Source organism: Flexilinea flocculi, assembly GCF_001192795.1.
Taxonomy (GTDB): domain Bacteria; phylum Chloroflexota; class Anaerolineae; order Anaerolineales; family Anaerolineaceae; genus Flexilinea; species Flexilinea flocculi.
In genome coordinates this window covers 1470050-1488171 of the sequence record NZ_DF968181.1, presented here as the reverse complement: position 1 = coordinate 1488171, position 18122 = coordinate 1470050, and the positions used below count along the sequence as shown (strand labels likewise).

Below are 18122 nucleotides of genomic sequence, written 5' to 3'. Positions count from 1 at the left end.
GTCTTATTTCTCCGATGCAAGATCTTTTTTTGAGGCATAAAAATTCATCAGACAACCGTCCAGGATAATTTGCCGCTCATCAACGGTTAATCCGCTGCAATACAATATGATTTCCTGAATATCTGTTTGTGTGATAATTTTTGCCGGAATCTTTTCAACGCCATTTTGAATCGCTTCTCGAATATTGGGAACATAGATCATATCTCCGGATTTGTAATCAAACTCAACTTCAGATCCGATTGTAAACGGCAGAATACCCCAGTTGATACAATTACTTCGATAGCGCTTCGTGGCATATTCGCGAGCAATATTGGCATATCCTCCCAGGACTTTTTGGCTGGATGCCGCCTGTTCTCTGGCTGATCCGTCACCTGGTTTGTTCGCAAAAATGACGGAACCGATTGCTGTTTTGGAGATTGCTTGATCAGGATTCTCTGTAACCAAACGCAACACTGCAAGAATTTCTTCCGGGGGATTACCAGCCAATCGATTTAATTCCAATTGTTGTACACGTTTCGAATCTCGAACATAGCTGGGGACTCTACGCGAGAGTGCAAATTCTGCAAGCTTTTGCGGATTGGAACGATAGGAGGAAGTCTCACCGGAGGGTATCAATTCATCAGTCGTTGTCACCGCATCTTTGATTACAGCTGTTAAAACCAACAACAAATTTTCAGCCAGTGGGTAAATCGTTGGCCAATCGGTAATATTCGGACCCATGCGCAGTGATTCTGTCGCAATTGGCTTATCAAATCCGAAATATACGCGCTTCTGATAGATTCCCTTATCAAAATGATATTTCATTTTCTGCAGTGGAATTTCCAGATCGGTTGCTGCAGTTAAGAAACCACCATTTGCTGCTGTAGCAGCGATTGATCGGGCATCCATTAATGCGACACCGGTAATTTGACCTTGATCAGGTTTAGAACCTTCCCGATTTGGGAAATTTCGTGTTGTATGGCGAATACTCAGTGCATGATTTGCAGGAACATCACCAGCCCCGAAACAAGGTCCGCAAAAAGCCATCTTCGTGACGACACCTGCTTTTTGAAGCCGCAGCAACACACCATTTTCCATCAGTGCTGCGCTGACCGGCATGCTGGATGGATATACACTCAGTGAAAAATAACTGTTGCCAATTCCATCGAATCTTTCAGAGGAAGAACTATGATCCAGGATATCTGCAGCAGCACAAATATTGTCAAACATTCCTCCAGAACATCCGGCGATGATACCCTGATCCGTCAAAATATGATTTCCCTGAACCTTGTTTGTCAGTTTCAGTTGGAGGTTATCTCCAAAATTCTTTGCCGATTCAATTTCAACAGAACGCAAAATATCGCCTGGATTTTCCAAGAGTTCATGAATCGAATAAGCATTTGAAGGATGAAACGGTAATGCAATCATCGGCTCAATTTCCGACAAATCGATCCGAATCATGCTGTCATAAAACGCCAGACTTCCCGGATGCAACGGTTGATATGCTTCTGGTCGTGCGTGTGTTTCATAATATGCTTCAACTTCTTCATCAATTTCCCAGATCGATGATAGGCAAGCCGTTTCTGTTGTCATCACATCGATTCCAATTCGAAAATCCATCGGAAGCTTCTTGATTCCAGGACCGACAAATTCCAACACTTTATTCTTGACAAAACCGTTTCCGAAAACTGCCTTGACAAGCGCCAGCGCCACATCATGAGGTCCTACACCATTTTTGGGTTCGTTTTCGAGGTAAACCATTACAACAGGCGGATTATCGATATCATACGTATTTGATAAGAGTTGTTTGACAAGTTCCGGACCTCCCTCACCGATACCCATGGTTCCCATCGCTCCGTAACGTGTATGACTGTCTGAACCAAGAAGCATTTTTCCACAACCAGTCATCATTTCTCGTGCATATTGATGGATGACAGCCTGGTTTGCAGGTACGTAGATCCCGCCGAATTTTCTGGCAGCAGAAAGTCCATATACATGGTCATCCTCATTAATAGTGCCCCCAACTGCACATAAACTGTTATGGCAGTTTGTTAATGCATAAGGGACCGGAAATTTCGTCAAACCTCCAACACGAGCAGATTGAATAATACCGACATAAGTAATATCATGAGAAATCAGAGCATCAAATTTTATCCGCATTTTTCCAGGAACAGCAGATAGATTATGAGCCATCATGATCTGATATGTCATGGTGTTCTCTCGCAGATTTTTATTTTCAGGTAATCCGTTTCTTCGTTTTAATGCGGATATTTCTGCTTCTGAAATACTTTGAGCATCAATAATCTGTGTTCCCTCAGAATAATAAAAGCCTTTGTCAATACACTCAATCATATGGACTCTCCTTAAAATGGAAATAATTATGAAAATCCTCTTTTAAAAACAATAATTCGAAAGGTGAGCAGGTTTACTTGTTGTCATTGTGATTTTGAACAAAACAAAAAAAACGTAATAACAACAATAAATTACTCTTTATCCAAAAATCGAATCTGAATTTCAAATTGCTTCTTTTGTCATTATAAGCAACAATTCAAAATATAGGCTTGCTTTTCAAACAAATTAGGAAATATTATTCCGAATTCTGCTTTATCGACAATTTTCAAGACTATACAAGAAATAAGTTACCGCCAATAAGTCGGCACATCCACCAGGACTGATACCTTTCTTGATGAATTCTTGATCCAATTCATAGACAGCTTGTAATCCAGTGTCCGTTAAACATCCGCCTTTCTGTAGTACACTTTGAGCAGATTGCTGCACATAGGTTACAGTCTCCATTTGGTGGCGATATAGAACATTCGTATCAACAACATTCGCCATGAGATATAAGAGGGTATGCGAAAAGACCGTATCCATTGAATAACGGCCCTCTTTTAGTAGTTGAGCCAAAATTGGATATGCGAAATTTCGAACGTGCGGAAATCCATTTTCCACTTCTCCACGAATCCCTGGAACTTGGTACTTGAGATACACTGCTTCTCCGTGCGTCAGAGCACCAGCCAGTTTCATCTGCACCAATTCTTTTCGGCATATCCCTTCGGTCATTTCACGGATAAAGTCACAAATGTCTTTACACAGTACTTGTGAATATTGATGGGTGCTTAGATATCCTGCTGCTGCACAGATGATACCGAAAGAAAATAAAGCGCCTTTATGTGTATTGATACCGCTTGTCGCTTTGAACATTGCATCTTCAGCAATTTTTCCTTTTTCGCGTACTGCTATAAACAGATCAGCAGCATTTCCATGAAATTCCCTGCCGATCTCTGCAAATTGTAAAAAATAAAATGCCAATACCGAAGCGCTTTTTTGCATCATAAAAAAATCCATATCCTGATGTGCGCCTGAATTATTTCGATCAATTAATCCGGGTTTTGGCGTTGCGGACAATTCTGCCAGCAGTGATTGCAACGCTAAAGTAGCAATTTTCTCAGGATGTAGTTTGTTCATAACATTTTTTGTTTGATTTTTTGGATAATCGGAATTGCTTCATCAGAGATAAGAAAATGATATGTAGCCGGCGGAACGAATTTTTCAATCGATGAAAAATCATTCTCGTATAGCATTTTTCGAATTTGGGATGCGCTGACTGCTTTTCCCTCAATTTCCAACCGTGGAATAATAATCGGCTGAACCCCATACATGGGAAGAATTTTTTTCATTTGGGCATTATAACCAGCGGTCATTAAATCGTATGGCTCAGTGCCGACGAATCGCTGCGTAATTCGCAATGGTGCTGCAATTCGTGACCCGAACAATGTCAGATCTAATTCTGCCTGTATCCGTGAAATGTCGGAATTTTCCTTCAGAAAATAAGTCGGAAAGGATGCGGCGGAAATGATGTAATCACTTCCATCCAGCAGTGAAATATTTTCATACGGCCGAATATTTTCTTTAATCAACTGAAGCCGAACATCATACGGAAAAACAGATCGGTCTTCTTTTACAGGAAAAATCAATAAATGTCTGCATTGGCGCGACGCTGTATCAACCAAATATTGATGTCCATTCGTAAATGGATTAGCGTTCATAACGATACAGCCGAATTCATTAATTTCGGCCGGTAGACGCTCACGGATTTTTTCAACGTACCGGCTGATTCCATCTGATTCACTTTCTAAAAGAGCAACATTTTCAGTTTTCACGATAGCGTTAAAACCGAGATTGATAAATTTTTCGGATTGTTCCGGTTTTGTATAAATCAGAATATTTTGGATCCCGCTTTTCTTCATTCGGGAATAAAAATAGGAAATGATTTTTGAAAGAAGGCCAGTATTCTGAAATTCTTCTCGAATAGCGATACATTTAATGACATGCCCCGAACATCCGCCACAAGCGATCAGATCATTTTCGCCAAATTGCTGAGACGATTCTGTCTTGGAATTTTGAGCAGAAATAAAAATTCCAATCGCCTCCTGGACATCATCATCGAAATTCAAATGAAAAGATTCAAGGAAAGTCACAAGCTGCTGCCTTGACTTCCCGTTGAGCGATATTTTTCTCAATTCGAACGGATATTCATTCATTTAAAATATGATCTGAAGATTCCTTAAAAATTTTTAAAATATCGGTATCACATCCTAAATAAGACAGAATCAGTTGTTCGATATGGGAGGAATATGCTTCCTTGGAATGTTTTCTCTCTCGTCTGCACGACAGCACGTCGCCGCCGCATATCATACAGGATCTTTCAGAATATCCAAGCGACATTCGGCTGATCCGATTTCCCATAACATCCATCACATCAATGTCAAATAATCGACCAAGAACATGCGTTTCCTCTATTTCACAACACAGTTTTTTCAATTGAAAAGGATCGTAATCAACGATAAAAAAGCCTTCAATTCCAGTAATTTCATGTCTAATTTCTGCAAAGAAACATCGGATGTTGTTTTGATTCAGAGTATGATATATTTCCTGAGTACCTGCTGCATGTATAAGACAGATTTCAGAAGTGTATTTCAAAAAACCGGGGATATTACTCTGAAGACTGATCAGAGGCATCTGATATGAATCTGTCAATTTTTTTTGATAGATGGAACGTTCCTCCCGTCTCATTAAAATTTCATTTAAAGTTGTCGTTTTCATTCTTATCACAGAAGATTTACTATCTATTGACACCAATGTGAACCGGCATTAAATTGAATCGTAAACTTGATAGGTGAACAAATAGTGACAAAACAATAATTCAAATTATCAACTTGTTTTTCGAATAAATCCCAAAGACTCGATCATTGACGATTATTGATCGGAGCGTATTTTTCGGATAACATCCAGAATTGAGCCATCCCGATATGTGACAATGCCGACCACCTGATCGTCAAACGGCAGAGGTTCCGCAATTCCGACAATTTTATCTGCTTTTTCTTTCAATTCTTCAATCGTACTTAATGGAATATGTGCTTTTTTCATTCTTTCCTTGATTTCAGGACGCAATGGATTGACTGCAATACCCTGATCAGTAACTACAACATCAACCGTATCACCAGGGGTGGTTAATGTAGTGACATGATCGAGAATCGAAGAATTACGACCTCGCGTTAATGGAGCCACAACAATCGAAAACGCTGCTCCTGCAGCTGTGTCCTGATGACCGCCTATCGCACCGCGGATAATTCCATCTGATCCGGTCAGGACATTTACGTTGAATTCGGTATCCACTTCCAAAGCTGACAAAACCACGACATCCAGTTCATTGACAACACTTCCTTCGCTGAATGGATCCGCATAATAATTGGCATCAATCTGCTGATGAAAACGGTTATTTTTTAATGATTCTGCAGCATCCAAATCAAAACTTTGTACATCCAGCAATTTCTTAATCAGCCCCTCTTCATGCAATTTTACGATCTGACCGGTAATTCCTCCCAATGCAAAATTCGCTTTAATATTACGAGCCAGCATCTTTTCACGCAGGAAACGTGTCGTTGCCAAAGCAGCACCGCCCGAACCGGTTTGAAGTGAAAAGCCATCGTAAAAATAGCCTGAGGCGGCAATGACATCCACCGCCTTCTGTGCAATGAGCAAATCGCGCGGATTGTTCGTATAACGAGTTGCTCCGGACATGATTTTATTCTTATCCCCAATTTCTGGAATCTCAACAATATAGTCCACTTGATATTGGGAAATCCCGAAAGGGATATTCGGATACGGAACGATATGATCGGTAAGAATAATTACCTTATCCGCATAATTTGCATCTACTCGTGCGTAGCCCATAGAACCGCAAGCAGAGGTGTCCTCGGTATCTCTCGAATATCCGTTCGCATTTCCAAAAGGATCACAGGATGGCGCCCCCAAAAAAGCCACATCAATGTGCAATTGATCACTTGAAACAGCATAAGCTCTGCCGCCATGAGATCGGAACGTCACAGGAATATCCATTAATCCCTTGGAAATCGCTTCAGCCAGTTCCCCACGTAAACCGCTGGTTTCAATAGAGTCAATGACATGATTCTGAATATGCCGAATTAAGGGTGCATGAATATTTGTAAGGCTGCTTGCAGCTAATCGTAGGTGTTTAAATCCCATTTCCGCTAACCGATCGATAACATAATTAACAACATAATCACCATCGCGAAAGTGATGATGAAAGGATATTGTCATACCATCTCGAAGCCCTGATAAAGTGACTGCTTTTTCCAGTGAAGATATGATTTTCCGCGATTGTTTTTGCCGTTCAGCAGAAGAAAGTGACTCCTTTTTTTTGAGGCCCTCTGTGATAAGAGGATTGTACAGAGAAAATTCTCCTTTCTCCAATAAGTAGTCTGGAATTTCACGCATGGCAGAATTCTTCATATTACACCTACTCCATATCGTCAGGATAATACATACCGGATGCAATCGCCATATCAATCATCCGCTCAGCACGAAGTAACACCGGTTTGTCGATCATTTTTCCATCCAGATTTACAACTCCGGAACCTTTCGTTTCAGCCTCTCGCATTGCCTCAAGAATTCTCAGAGCTTTTTCAATCTCTTTTTCAGTTGGATTAAAAATTTTATGCACGACATCAATCTGGCGTGGGTTAATGACTGATTTTCCATCAAACCCCAATTGCTTTATCAGGCGAATCTCTTTTTCAAAAGTCTCCATATCGTTCAGATTTGAAAAAACCGTGTCAATCGCATCAATTCCAGCAGCCCGTGCTGCAACTACAATCTGAGATCGGGCGAAAAACAACTCCGTTCCGTCCAAGGATCGAGTTGTCTTTAAACTGGCAGTGTAATCTTCCGCACCTAAAGCAATTCCTACCAGACGCTTTGAAGAAATTGCAATCGGATAAGCATTCACTACACCCAATGCACTCTCAATGGCAGCCATCATTTTTGTGGATCCGATTTCGATTCCCGTCTTTTTTTCGATCTCAGTAATAGCGTTTTCTGTGTCCAAAATATCTTGAGGGGTTTCAGTTTTCGGAAGACGGATCACATCAACTCCCGCACAGACCATCGCTTCGATATCATCTTTCCCATAGGCAGTGTTCAACGGATTCACGCGAACAACTTTTTCAATGTTTCCATAATCGATAAATTTTAATGCCTGATAAACGAGATGTCGTGCTGCATCTTTTTCTCCCAATGCGACAGAATCCTCCAAATCAAACATGATGGAATCCGAACCGTAGATGTGCGCATCACGAATCATTCCCGGACTGTTGCCGGGGACAAACAGCATGGTTCTTCGCAGTCTTTTCATTGGCTACTCCCAGCGGTAATCAGTTCTGCCGCAGCCCCGATAAATCGCAGTTGTCACTCTGGCACGAATTGTACAATCCAGAGAACCCTGATCAACAGCCTTAACATTCACATTAGTAATGCCATTTTCTTTGAGCGTTTCAGTAATCACTGAGAAAATTTGTTTTCCATACTGATTTTTTACTTTACTCTGCAAATCAATATGAATTCCAGGTTGTTCACTTTTTTCAATTTCGATGAAAATATCACCTGATTCCAGCGTTCCTGCAAATCCTTTTGATATGAGATTCATGACTGTACCTTTGGAAAATTGAGTGTTTAAAAGTTGAAAATAATAAAATGGTTTTCTATATTAAGAACCTTGAAAACCGTTACATAACAGCTATTTCATCGGTTCGAAATCAGCCCTTTGAAAAACAGAAGATTTTTTGTTGTTCTTTTTTTTATTTTGCATAATATATAAAAGAACAACAAAAACCCTCTCTAATAGTACGAAATACTGCAATTAATACCGGATTGATGAAAACCGTATTATCCCAGAAAATCTAAAATTTCTTGTGCATTCGTATCAGGTTTGGCATTGGGAAAAACTTTAATGATTTTTCCGGTTTCATCGACAACATATGTCGTCCTGACAACGCCCATATAGGTATTGCCAAACTGAGATTTTTCCTGCCATACATCATAAGCCTTTATGGCAAATAACTCGGGATCAGCTAAAAGATAAAAAGGCAGGTTGTATTTTTCTGCAAATTTTACATGGGATTCAATACTATCTTTGCTGATTCCGATGACTTCAATATTCTTCTTTTTGAAGCCGTCATATGCATTGCGAAATGCGCATGCTTCGCGAATACATCCCGGGGTATCATCTTTGGGATAAAAATAAACGACAACTTTTTTCCCCCGAAAATCAGATAAAGAGACCGGATTGCCATTTTTGTCCATCAATTTGAAATCTGGTGCAGCTATTCCTGTTTCTAACATATCGAATTCTCCTTCTATAGAATAATGTATCATAAATCTGTTGAATTGCATACTGTACCAGCAACTCGATCTGTAGTTTGAAAATTTAACAAGCATTTCGAATATCGTAAGAAAACAGGTTATTGCAGTGCTTTTACTCTTCAAATAAAACACCACAATAACAATTCATTTTTTCAAATTTCGTATTACTGATTAGCCAGACTTGCATGAGGAATCAGTCGGTTATGTCACAACCGAACCTGTTGATCCTTGACGCCCTTAATAAAAACAGCTAAAATCACAAAGCTTAATCAGCAAAAATCTCTTTAAAAGGGCGAAGGTAATGGTATAAATCCGTGAGAGGCGCTCGAAGGAAGAATTATGGAAAAAGTAATTATCAAAGCAGTAAAACGTGATGTAATCGGTAAGAAGGTCGGCGTTTTGCGCCGCGAGGGGAAAATCCCTGGTGTCGTTTATGGTCATCATATCAATCCGATTTCCATTCTTATGGATCGGCGTGAGGTCACTCGTGCGATATCCGGATTAACCTCATCCAGCATTGTAACTCTTGATATTGATGGTGAAATGCACTCGGCCTTAATCCGTGAGAAACAACGCAATTATTTGCGTAATGAACTGATTCACATCGATTTTCAAGCCGTTTCTCTTAAAGAGAAGATTCGCTCGAAGATTGAAGTGATCTTAACTGGATCTGCTCCTGCTGTGAAAAACTTCAACGGTATCGTTTTTCATGAGAAAGAATTCATTGAAGTTGAAGCACTCCCGACAGATCTGCCAGAAAGATTTGTTGTCGATATCAGTAATTTGGAAAAAATTGGTGATCAGATACGCATCAGCGATATGAAATTCTCGGACAAAATTACTGTTTTTGACGATAGCAACGATACCGTCGTAACAATCACCGGAATAGCGAGCGAACAGACAGAAGAAGAACCTGCAGCCGATTCATCAGAGCCTGAAGTTGTTGAAAAGGGCAAGAAAGAAAAAGCTGAAGAATAATTCGTCAATTGAACGAATCAAAAAGGCGGCAATTTTTTGCCGCCTTTTTTGTTCTTTTATTCTTTATAGACCTACTGATTCGGAAATGTCATCTTCTTTTTCATCAATTCGAAATTTGGATTGACTTTTCGAATTACTGCCTTTTTGAACCATTCTGGAAAAAATTAGAAATCCAGTGTGACCAACCATTCGATCAGCCGGGCGAAATCGATCTGCATCTGTCTGATAATAGCGGATAAAAATTTCACATACTTCTACAAATACAAAAGACTCTCTCTTAAATGCATCAAGCAACAGCACGACCTGGTTCATTGTCGGTAATATGCTTCCAAAAAAACCTCCCGGTTTTAAAGATTTTCGAACCTGGGATAAATAATCATATGCGTTTGGCACATCCAGAAATATTGCGTCGACATTTTTTTCGTCAAAACCGTCTGCAATATCCCTTATTTTAAATTCGACTCTGGAATCAAATCCGGCATACTGCAGGTTTTCTATAGCAACTTTTTGCATTTCCGGACGAATTTCATATGAATAAATCTTTCCCTCGTCTCCAACAGCGTTCGCCAATGCAATCGTTAATGCCCCGGAACCTGTTCCCGCTTCTATAACTCGTTTTCCTGTTCCAATTGCAAGGTTCAAAATCAGAAATCCGATATCCTTTGGATACAGAATCTGAGTATTTCGGGGGACATTCTTGATTAAATCGGATAGAGCAGGTTGCAAAACAAAAAAAGTATTGCCATTGTGACTTTTTTCCATGCTGCCCCATGGCTTCCCAATCAGATCATCCATTTTGATTAATCCGATATGTGATTGAATCGTCTCACCGGATTTGATTCGAATAATTTGATGAAAATGTTTTAATCCGATTAATTCGGCAAGATCACCTTCTTGAATATCAGTTTCGTTCATGCGTACCTGTTCATTACAAAAGATTTGTTTTATTTCATAAAACAAATTCTACTCTCATTTCGTTCTTCAACAAATCGGATCCGTTATTTGAAACAGAAACGTACTTTTTGAATCAATTAATGATTTATCAATTGATTGATAAAAAAAGTAATATTTTTTAATATTCCCAGCATACTTATGATAGGATAATCAAACAATTCAGTCTCAATAGGAGTTTATTATGAAGAAAACGTATTCTATATTGTTTGCAATTATTGCACTAATCGTTTTATCCGTTACCAGCGTCGCCTTTGCTTCTGTTAAACCCCTTTCAGAAGACGAGTTAGCGGTCGGATTGGAATGCAACTATGCACCATTTAACTGGACTCAGCTAGATGATTCCAATGGCGCTATAGAAATTAAAGGCGGCGGTGGTTTCTGTGGTGGTTATGATGTTGAAATCGCAAAGAAAATCGCAGAAGGACTTGGCCGAAAATTAGTAATCGTCAAAATCGAATGGGATGGTCTCATCCCCGCAGTTAATGCAGAAAAAATTGATGCCGTCATAGCCGGCATGTCGCCAACCGAGGAGAGAAAAATCAGTGTAGACTTTTCTGACCCATACTATGAGAGTGATTTGGTCATCGTTGTCAAAGCAGACAGCGAATATGCGAAAGCAACAAGCATTCAGGATTTCAAAGATGCAAAGATCACTGCACAGTTGAATACCTTTCACTACACTGTCATTGATCAGATCGAAGGTGTTAAGAAACAGACTGCGATGGAATCTTTCCCTGCAATGATCGTCGCACTCTCTTCCGAGAAAATCGATGGATATATATCGGAACGACCAGGCGCAATATCTGCGATGGCATCCAACCCTGAATTTACCTTTGTATCCTTTGAAGAAGGAAAAGGTTTTGTAGCATCACCAGAAGATGTCGCTGTTGCGGTTGCAATAAAAAAAGGCAATCCGAACATATCTGCAATTAACGAAATCCTTGGAAAAATTTCAAAAGAGGATCGGCAGGCAATTATGGACAATGCAGTCAAAACGCAGCCAGCCCTCGGGGAATAATCCTGATCAAATTGGATTCTGAGCACAGAATCCATGCTATTTCATAAGAGTCAACAGCCCGAAAACCTTCCTGTTTTTTTTCGGGCTGTTCTTTTTTGGTCTACAATAGTAGAAATTATGAATTAGAGGAGAGACAATGCCAACTTCATTTTTTGAATGGGTCGCGTTTTTTGTCAATAAATACGGCCTGTTCTTTATTCAGGGAGCAGGAACAACAATATTTATCGCATCAATTGGTACTATAGCTGGTTTCGCAATCGGCTTGGCTGTTGCTGTCGTTCGTACAATCCCTGTTGAAGAAAATGATTCTCTTGCAAGAAAACTATTTTACAAGTTTGTCCGTTTTATCTTTGTCGCATACATTGAAATATTCCGCGGTACGCCAATGATTGTGCAAGCAATGGTGATCTATTATGGTTCTGCCGAATTGTGGGGGTTGGATATGTCGCCCATGGTTGCAGCTCTGTTTATCGTATCGATCAATACGGGCGCTTACATGGCAGAAATTGCCCGAGGCGGAATCATATCGATCGACAAGGGACAATATGAAGCAGCACAATCCATCGGAATGACCCATTCACAAACTATGGTGAATATTATCCTGCCTCAGGCAATCCGCAACATTTTACCGTCAATAGGAAACGAATTTGTTGTGAATATTAAGGATACTTCCGTATTGAATGTCATTTCGGTAACAGAACTTTTTTTTATGTCAAAATCAGCTGCAGGCACCTATATGCGCTATTTCGAAGTATTTTTTATTACCTGTCTGATCTATTTTGTTCTTACTTTTTCTGTAACCAGGTTGCTGCTTTTTGTGGAAAGAAAATTAGAAGGTCCGGATTCCTTTGTCATTCATGGATCGCAAACCGTCCCGCAGGCTGTAATTAAAGGAGGCAGGGAATGAGTAATCCTGTTTTAACTGTATCCCACCTTAAGAAAACATTTGGAGAAAATATCGTTCTCAAAGACATCGATTTTTTCGCTAATGAAAAAGATGTCGTCAGTATCATCGGAGCTTCAGGATCAGGAAAATCAACACTATTACGATGCATTAATCAGCTTGAAAAACCCACCTCTGGAGATATCCTTTTTCATGACAAGAATATTCAGGATTCCGGTTTTTCACTTTCAAACTACCGAGCGAAAGTAGGTATGGTTTTTCAAAGCTTCAATTTATTTAATAATTTATCGGTCTTGCAGAATTGTGTTGTCGGACAAATGAAAGTCTTGGGCAGAGACCGAAAAGAAGCTGAGCAACGAGCAATGGATATTCTCAGTAAAGTCGGAATGGATCAATACATCAGTGCAAAACCACGCCAAATTTCCGGTGGACAGAAACAGCGAGTTGCAATTGCCCGAGCTCTTGCTATGGACCCGGAAATATTATTATTTGATGAACCCACCAGCGCTTTGGATCCCGAAATGGTTGGCGAAGTATTAAATGTCATGACCAGCCTGGCAAAAACCGGCTTGACAATGCTTGTCGTTACGCATGAAATGGACTTTGCCAGAGATGTATCCAACCGGATTATCTTTATGGATGCCGGAGTAATTCTTGAGGATTCGACACCCGAAGAGATATTTAATCATCCAAAAAATGAGCGAACACGGATGTTCCTGAACCGTTCCATCAGAAATACATAAATCATTTGAAAACTGGTTTATCCGTATAGAAATCAGCATTTTTTCAAGCCGAACCATCAATCAGGAGTAACAAGGAAGTATATAATTCGTGTCAACCATGCAAATATCAACAAAAAAAAGAAATAACATCAGCAGTATTCTGATTTTTTGCGGAATTTCTGTTATTTCTACCTACCTGTTGTTATTTGTTCCAATTTCCAGACAAATCGGATTGATTTTTCGAAATACATTATATATTCTGCCGGTAGTTTTTCTATTTCCGTTTATCAGCACGTTAGTAAGAAATACTTACATTCGAGCGATTCTTTTTGGATTTCTTTTCTTGATTTTTTTATTGCCACTCTCAGGATTGTGGAATTCTGGACTTTCCGGTCAATATTCATTAGGCGGCGTGATACCCTGGTCTGATGCGTTTACGTTACACATGAATACACTGCGCTTCTTATACGGCCAGTTTATGGGACAGTCGACTGCTCTCCGGCCGATTTCTCCTGTCTTTTACGCTTCGATACTGAAATTATCAGACAACAACTTCATTCTGCTTTCAGTTGTGATTACAATTTTATGTTCGATTACCGTTTTATCGTGCACGAATTTGCTTGGAAAAAAATTCGGACCGGTTGTCGCAGCTTTTTTCTATACAAATGCTTTCTTTTATATTCGCTGGCATGAAGGCGAACTCATGACCGAGTTATACGGCTTTTTTACCGGTATGCTCGCCTGTTATTTCTTGCTATCGGGAATTTTATGCAAAAAGAACTGGGAAATTATTTTTGGATTATCACTATTTTCCCTGGCTTTAAACGCCAGACCAGGACCGATGTTTGTGCTTCTCTTTGCCGGTGCCTGGTTCCTGCTGGTTCAATTGCACGGTCATAAGAAACGACTGTTATTCAGTGTTGCAGCCCTTATTGCAATCTTGTCGGGATTCATAATCAATCGATGGAATACATCCAAAGTTTATATGACATCTACTGTTCCGAACCGTCAAATTGCAGAAATTGTCTATGCCTTATGCCTTGGAGGGCATTCATGGGATTATGTATTAACCATGCCTGAGATTCAGGCATTAAATGATTCAGAAAATGTATATGGCGACTTGTTTCGGATGTGTACCAAGGTTCTAAGAGAGAATCCCGAGAACTTATTGCTTGCAGCAAAAAGAATTACCGGAGCACTGTTGTTTGATAATGAAAAGGGAGCATTTTCGTATTTCAATGGAGGAGATGTAATCCAAAATTCTATTGTACGATATGGTTTAGGGGTTCTTTGGTTTTTAGGTTTTCTCTACATGCTCAAAAGAAAAAGATTGAAAATTTTTTCTTTTTTGTTGTATTGCGCAGTGGGAATGATCCTCTCACAAGGTTTGGGATTGGTTATAACGACCAATCGTCTCAGGTTTCATGCAGCGACGATATGGATTCCGGGTATCATTATTGGCTTTTTCCCTCAATTTCTTTTTTCAAAAATTTTCCATTTTCGAGAAAATGAGACTGAGTCCAGTCCATCAATCACTGATTTATCTACTGGAATTGCAATAATTGGATATGTACTTTTATTAAGTTCTCTGATTTCTCCATTTCTGCTGCATCGCTTTCCTGAACAAGCTCCTTCATCAATGATGAATCCCTGTAAGGAGGGGAAAGAACTCCTGACCACAAAAATTGATGAAGGCAGTTATTTTTATATGGAAGATTCTGAGAATCTTGAAAAAATTCATTATCCTTATTTTCGACTTCCGTATGTACGGCAGCATTTTCATGATACGGCTTCTGTGGAGATGTTCGATTTTACTGATCATATTGATGAACCAACTGCAATCATTCGAGGAATCGACCTTGATAACTGGAAAGATGCGCTCATTTTTGCCCCTCTGGACATTGTTAAGGGGAAAACCGGATATGTTCAATTTTGCGGGAATTATCTGAATCCACCGATTCTCAGAAATGATCGCTTTTTTATTCCAACTGAAGCTTTTTTCTTGGGAAAATAGCTTTTTAAATGATCAACGAAACAATTAAGGATTTATACATGGCAAAATATATTCTACTCAGACATGGACAAACGGATTGGAATGTTCAACGTTTATATCAGGGACAAACAGACATACCTCTGAATGAAAACGGAATCCGCCAGGCTGAGGCAGCAGCGTTATTATTGAAAGATATTCCATTTGATATCGTGTATAGCAGTGATTTGATCCGCGCTGTTGTAACAGCCCAAATTGCAATCTCAATGCATAAACCGGTTCCTATCATTTATGATATGCGAATACGAGAAAGACATTTTGGTTCATTTGAAGGCACCAATTATCAAAGAGACCTGATGAATCCTGGAATTCTTGAATCGATGGATCAGAATCCATTAACCTATCGATTTCCTGGAGGAGAATCATTAACCGATCTGGAAATCAGAGCTCGCGAGGTCTACAATGAAATTGAAAACAAACATCCGAATGAGACTGTCCTGCTTGTATCGCATGGATCCTTTCTCACAATTTTTGCCTGTATTCTCACCAAAGAACCTCTCGAAAACCGTAAACGGTTTGTATTTCATAATGCAGAACCCGTCTTTTTGGAGCAGCTTTTAGAAGAGAGTTCCAAACGTTAACGGTATAAACTAAACACTGCATAAAACCACAACAAATGTGAAGAATAATATCAACGGATCATGCATTATTTCAGCGATTCAAAATATGATTGAGCTTATCGAATAGAAAGAGTTTACAGGTTTTTTGCTATGCGAATACAGCAACAACACTGCAAAAAACTTTCTCGCGATTCTCAAGAGGCTAAACCAAATTTTGAATTGCTGAAACTGGAAACATTGAAAACCAAAATTATTTTATAATAATGAGAATTATCCTAATAAAAGATTGTCTTGCTGAATGAACATCGCCAAAATAAAAAAATTACAGATAATCGTAACTGCAATAATCATCCTTCTGTTCGGATTTGGATGCAATTTTCCTCAGGAAAATTTAAATACATCGCAGACTGATTCTGGACCTCAAATGGATCCGACAAAGCTGTTTCAGGATATTTTAATCACAGCTCAAGCTAACCTGCAACAAACAGCTGTAACAACCGAAACACAAATGTCTGGTTCGTCAGATACACAAGTTCAGCAAACAACGCCTGAACCAACAGGCACCATCGACCCCAATCGGACACCTCCAACGCTTCCAGGCACATATCAAACGGACCTATTAAACCCGCGCGATTATCCGCACACCTATATTTCAGATACGTGCGAGTTTTTGAAAAATCGATGGACACCCGGAAAAGCAGAACCAGGAACTGTAGTGATGACTGTTATGTATCATTCCATCGTTAAAGGCGATGATTCTGCGGTGACGCTGGACAATCAAATCTCATCAGAACGTCACAAACAAATTGCTTTGGATCTCTATAATCAAGGATTCAGCGCAATTGATATGTCTCAATTTGTTAATTTCATGAAATATAATGACTACATTCCTGCACGTTCTGTTCTTCTCATCACGGACGATAGACATCATGAATCTTATTTTTCAGATCACTTTTTGCCGTTGTATCAGGAGTATGGATGGAAGGTCGTGAATGGATGGATCAGCTCCGATGCAACGACGGAAGACCTGTGGAAAGAAAATGAACGGGTCGAAGCGGCAGGATATGTGGATCATCAGGCGCATGGCGTTGTTCACAACGAAAACATGTCCGATGGTTCTACGGATGAGTATATCTACAGCGAACTTCAAGGATCCATTGACCGGATCAAAGAGCATTTCGGGAAAATTCCTCAGGCAATCATTTGGCCGGGAGGAACTTTCGGAAATCGTCCCATTCAAATCGCAAAAGAGTTGGGATATGAAGTTGGATTCACGGTTAATCCGCGGGGACCGGTCATGTATAACTGGGTTCCGTTAGATGATGAAATCGATCCGGGCAGACCAGCATACCTTGCGGATGGAACGAGCGATCCGCTGTTCGTGATTCCTCGCTATTGGGATACCGATGTCAGCAGCCATATTGACACAGTTCGACAGATTGGAAAAGCTGCCAAAGAACAGATATTTGCCAATCGGGAAATCGAATTGGAATACTATGATATTGTATGCAAATCGATTACAGGAGAGATACCGGGACTATGATGAGACAATTTGATCAGGATTGTATTTTTTGTAAAATCGCCAAGGGCGATATTCCTTCCAAAATCGTTTATCAGGATGAATTTGTGACGGCATTCGAGGATTTATCCCCGGTTACACCCGTTCATATTCTAATAATTCCGAATGGTCATTATCGCGATTTAAATGACTGCGGTGAAGATGAAGCCGGTCTGTTGGGACATATCCTTTTATCAGCAGCAAAAATCGCCAAAATTCAAGGGATTTCTGATTCCGGATATCGTGTCGTTGCAAATGATGGACCTGATGCCGGTCAAACTGTTTTTCATCTGCATTTTCACTTGCTCGGCGGAAGACCCATGAATTTCCGTTCTCAATAAACATTTTTTCTGAGAACCCACATCATTTCGGTGGCGGGAATCATCGATTTGAATTTTAGAAAAGCTTTCTGAAAAAAGAAAGATTTTTGTTATTGTGTTGTTTTTTCGCAAAGGGGAAAAACAACACAATAACAATTAATAATCTCCATTTCCCAAATCCTGGGAAAAAATTCCCAATTGACAATTCACACACGAATTGAAAAGAAAAAATGAAATGCAATCTGATTTCTTTAAAGTAGCAATTCATAATACAGGATTATTTTTCATTATTGTGATTATTTTGCATTTCGCACCAATATTTCGCAACAATAAATTTTTCCCTGTTGATTTAATT

The 18122-nt window shown here is 39.7% G+C and carries 17 protein-coding genes; 8 read left to right on the top strand and 9 right to left on the bottom strand.

Going from position 1 to position 18122, the window contains the following annotated elements; all coding sequences use genetic code 11:
* Positions 1–3: 3 nt before the first annotated feature.
* From ATC1_RS11090 to bcp, 8 genes are all read right to left on the bottom strand, one after another.
* Positions 4–2331, bottom strand: coding sequence for a hydratase (locus tag ATC1_RS11090; RefSeq protein WP_062281939.1), 2328 nt, complete (start codon positions 2329–2331; stop codon positions 4–6).
* 252 nt (positions 2332–2583) lie between these two features.
* Complete coding sequence (gene citG, locus ATC1_RS11085; RefSeq protein ID WP_062281936.1) at positions 2584–3447, bottom strand: triphosphoribosyl-dephospho-CoA synthase CitG; 864 nt, start codon at positions 3445–3447, stop codon at positions 2584–2586.
* Positions 3444–4460, bottom strand: a complete 1017-nt coding sequence (citC, locus tag ATC1_RS11080; RefSeq protein ID WP_172667775.1) for a [citrate (pro-3S)-lyase] ligase — start codon at positions 4458–4460, stop codon at positions 3444–3446. Before citC ends, citG begins: the two co-directional genes overlap by 4 nt.
* Before the next feature lie 55 nt (positions 4461–4515).
* On the bottom strand, positions 4516–5085 hold the full coding sequence (gene citX, locus ATC1_RS11075) for a citrate lyase holo-[acyl-carrier protein] synthase (RefSeq protein WP_082174763.1): 570 nt from the start codon (positions 5083–5085) through the stop codon (positions 4516–4518).
* A 153-nt stretch (positions 5086–5238) separates the two neighbouring features.
* Positions 5239–6795 (bottom strand): citrate lyase subunit alpha, encoded by a 1557-nt coding sequence (gene citF, locus ATC1_RS11070; protein WP_062281926.1) that lies wholly within the window; start codon positions 6793–6795, stop codon positions 5239–5241.
* A gap of 7 nt (positions 6796–6802) precedes the next feature.
* On the bottom strand, positions 6803–7696 hold the full coding sequence (gene citE / locus ATC1_RS11065) for a citrate (pro-3S)-lyase subunit beta (RefSeq protein WP_062281923.1): 894 nt from the start codon (positions 7694–7696) through the stop codon (positions 6803–6805).
* A gap of 3 nt (positions 7697–7699) precedes the next feature.
* Complete coding sequence (gene citD, locus ATC1_RS11060; RefSeq protein ID WP_062281920.1) at positions 7700–7987, bottom strand: citrate lyase acyl carrier protein; 288 nt, start codon at positions 7985–7987, stop codon at positions 7700–7702.
* 239 nt (positions 7988–8226) lie between these two features.
* Complete coding sequence (bcp, locus tag ATC1_RS11055) at positions 8227–8682, bottom strand: thioredoxin-dependent thiol peroxidase (protein ID WP_062281917.1); 456 nt, start codon at positions 8680–8682, stop codon at positions 8227–8229.
* A gap of 360 nt (positions 8683–9042) precedes the next feature.
* On the opposite strand from bcp, the gene ATC1_RS11050 reads away from it, so the two are divergent.
* Positions 9043–9681 carry a 50S ribosomal protein L25 gene (locus tag ATC1_RS11050; RefSeq protein ID WP_062281914.1) on the top strand — a complete coding sequence of 213 codons (639 nt, stop codon included), beginning with the start codon at positions 9043–9045 and terminating at the stop codon, positions 9679–9681.
* A 63-nt stretch (positions 9682–9744) separates the two neighbouring features.
* Here ATC1_RS11050 and ATC1_RS11045 read toward each other — a convergent pair whose 3' ends face one another.
* On the bottom strand, positions 9745–10596 hold the full coding sequence (locus ATC1_RS11045; RefSeq protein ID WP_082174844.1) for a tRNA (adenine-N1)-methyltransferase: 852 nt from the start codon (positions 10594–10596) through the stop codon (positions 9745–9747).
* Between the two features lie 220 nt (positions 10597–10816).
* Here ATC1_RS11045 and ATC1_RS11040 point away from each other — a divergent pair, with 220 nt between their 5' ends.
* The 7 genes from ATC1_RS11040 (at position 10817) to ATC1_RS11010 (ending at position 17788) form a co-directional block, all read left to right on the top strand.
* Positions 10817–11653 (top strand): transporter substrate-binding domain-containing protein, encoded by an 837-nt coding sequence (locus ATC1_RS11040; RefSeq protein WP_062281908.1) that lies wholly within the window; start codon positions 10817–10819, stop codon positions 11651–11653.
* Positions 11654–11789: 136 nt separating this feature from the next.
* A complete protein-coding gene (locus tag ATC1_RS11035) occupies positions 11790–12560 on the top strand; it encodes an amino acid ABC transporter permease (protein WP_062281905.1) in 771 nt (256 codons plus the stop codon).
* The gene (locus ATC1_RS11030) at positions 12557–13300 is read left to right on the top strand and encodes an amino acid ABC transporter ATP-binding protein (RefSeq protein ID WP_062281901.1); all 744 of its coding nucleotides are present in this window, start codon (positions 12557–12559) and stop codon (positions 13298–13300) included. The genes ATC1_RS11035 and ATC1_RS11030 overlap by 4 nt, the downstream gene beginning before the upstream one ends.
* A gap of 88 nt (positions 13301–13388) precedes the next feature.
* Positions 13389–15293, top strand: coding sequence for a hypothetical protein (locus ATC1_RS11025; protein WP_152024298.1), 1905 nt, complete (start codon positions 13389–13391; stop codon positions 15291–15293).
* 38 nt (positions 15294–15331) lie between these two features.
* Positions 15332–15910: a histidine phosphatase family protein gene (locus ATC1_RS11020; protein ID WP_172667774.1), complete on the top strand. Its 579-nt coding sequence runs from the start codon at positions 15332–15334 to the stop codon at positions 15908–15910.
* Positions 15911–16187: 277 nt separating this feature from the next.
* Positions 16188–17432 (top strand): polysaccharide deacetylase family protein, encoded by a 1245-nt coding sequence (locus ATC1_RS11015; RefSeq protein WP_062281892.1) that lies wholly within the window; start codon positions 16188–16190, stop codon positions 17430–17432.
* The gene (locus ATC1_RS11010) at positions 17429–17788 is read left to right on the top strand and encodes a histidine triad nucleotide-binding protein (RefSeq protein ID WP_236688132.1); all 360 of its coding nucleotides are present in this window, start codon (positions 17429–17431) and stop codon (positions 17786–17788) included. Before ATC1_RS11015 ends, ATC1_RS11010 begins: the two co-directional genes overlap by 4 nt.
* Positions 17789–18122: the final 334 nt, after the last annotated feature.

Excerpts from the sequence above, each read along its gene's own strand:
- ATC1_RS11090 (WP_062281939.1), bottom strand. The coding sequence starts at position 2,331 with ATGATTGAGTGTATTGACAAAGGCTTTTATTATTCTGAGGGAACACAG.
- citG (WP_062281936.1), bottom strand. The coding sequence starts at position 3,447 with ATGAACAAACTACATCCTGAGAAAATTGCTACTTTAGCGTTGCAATCA.
- citX (WP_082174763.1), bottom strand. The coding sequence starts at position 5,085 with ATGAAAACGACAACTTTAAATGAAATTTTAATGAGACGGGAGGAACGT.
- citF (WP_062281926.1), bottom strand. The coding sequence starts at position 6,795 with ATGAAGAATTCTGCCATGCGTGAAATTCCAGACTACTTATTGGAGAAA.
- citE (WP_062281923.1), bottom strand. The coding sequence starts at position 7,696 with ATGAAAAGACTGCGAAGAACCATGCTGTTTGTCCCCGGCAACAGTCCG.
- citD (WP_062281920.1), bottom strand. The coding sequence starts at position 7,987 with ATGAATCTCATATCAAAAGGATTTGCAGGAACGCTGGAATCAGGTGAT.
- bcp (WP_062281917.1), bottom strand. The coding sequence starts at position 8,682 with ATGTTAGAAACAGGAATAGCTGCACCAGATTTCAAATTGATGGACAAA.
- ATC1_RS11050 (WP_062281914.1), top strand. The coding sequence starts at position 9,043 with ATGGAAAAAGTAATTATCAAAGCAGTAAAACGTGATGTAATCGGTAAG.
- ATC1_RS11045 (WP_082174844.1), bottom strand. The coding sequence starts at position 10,596 with ATGAACGAAACTGATATTCAAGAAGGTGATCTTGCCGAATTAATCGGA.
- ATC1_RS11040 (WP_062281908.1), top strand. The coding sequence starts at position 10,817 with ATGAAGAAAACGTATTCTATATTGTTTGCAATTATTGCACTAATCGTT.
- ATC1_RS11035 (WP_062281905.1), top strand. The coding sequence starts at position 11,790 with ATGCCAACTTCATTTTTTGAATGGGTCGCGTTTTTTGTCAATAAATAC.
- ATC1_RS11030 (WP_062281901.1), top strand. The coding sequence starts at position 12,557 with ATGAGTAATCCTGTTTTAACTGTATCCCACCTTAAGAAAACATTTGGA.
- ATC1_RS11020 (WP_172667774.1), top strand. The coding sequence starts at position 15,332 with ATGGCAAAATATATTCTACTCAGACATGGACAAACGGATTGGAATGTT.
- ATC1_RS11015 (WP_062281892.1), top strand. The coding sequence starts at position 16,188 with ATGAACATCGCCAAAATAAAAAAATTACAGATAATCGTAACTGCAATA.
- ATC1_RS11010 (WP_236688132.1), top strand. The coding sequence starts at position 17,429 with ATGATGAGACAATTTGATCAGGATTGTATTTTTTGTAAAATCGCCAAG.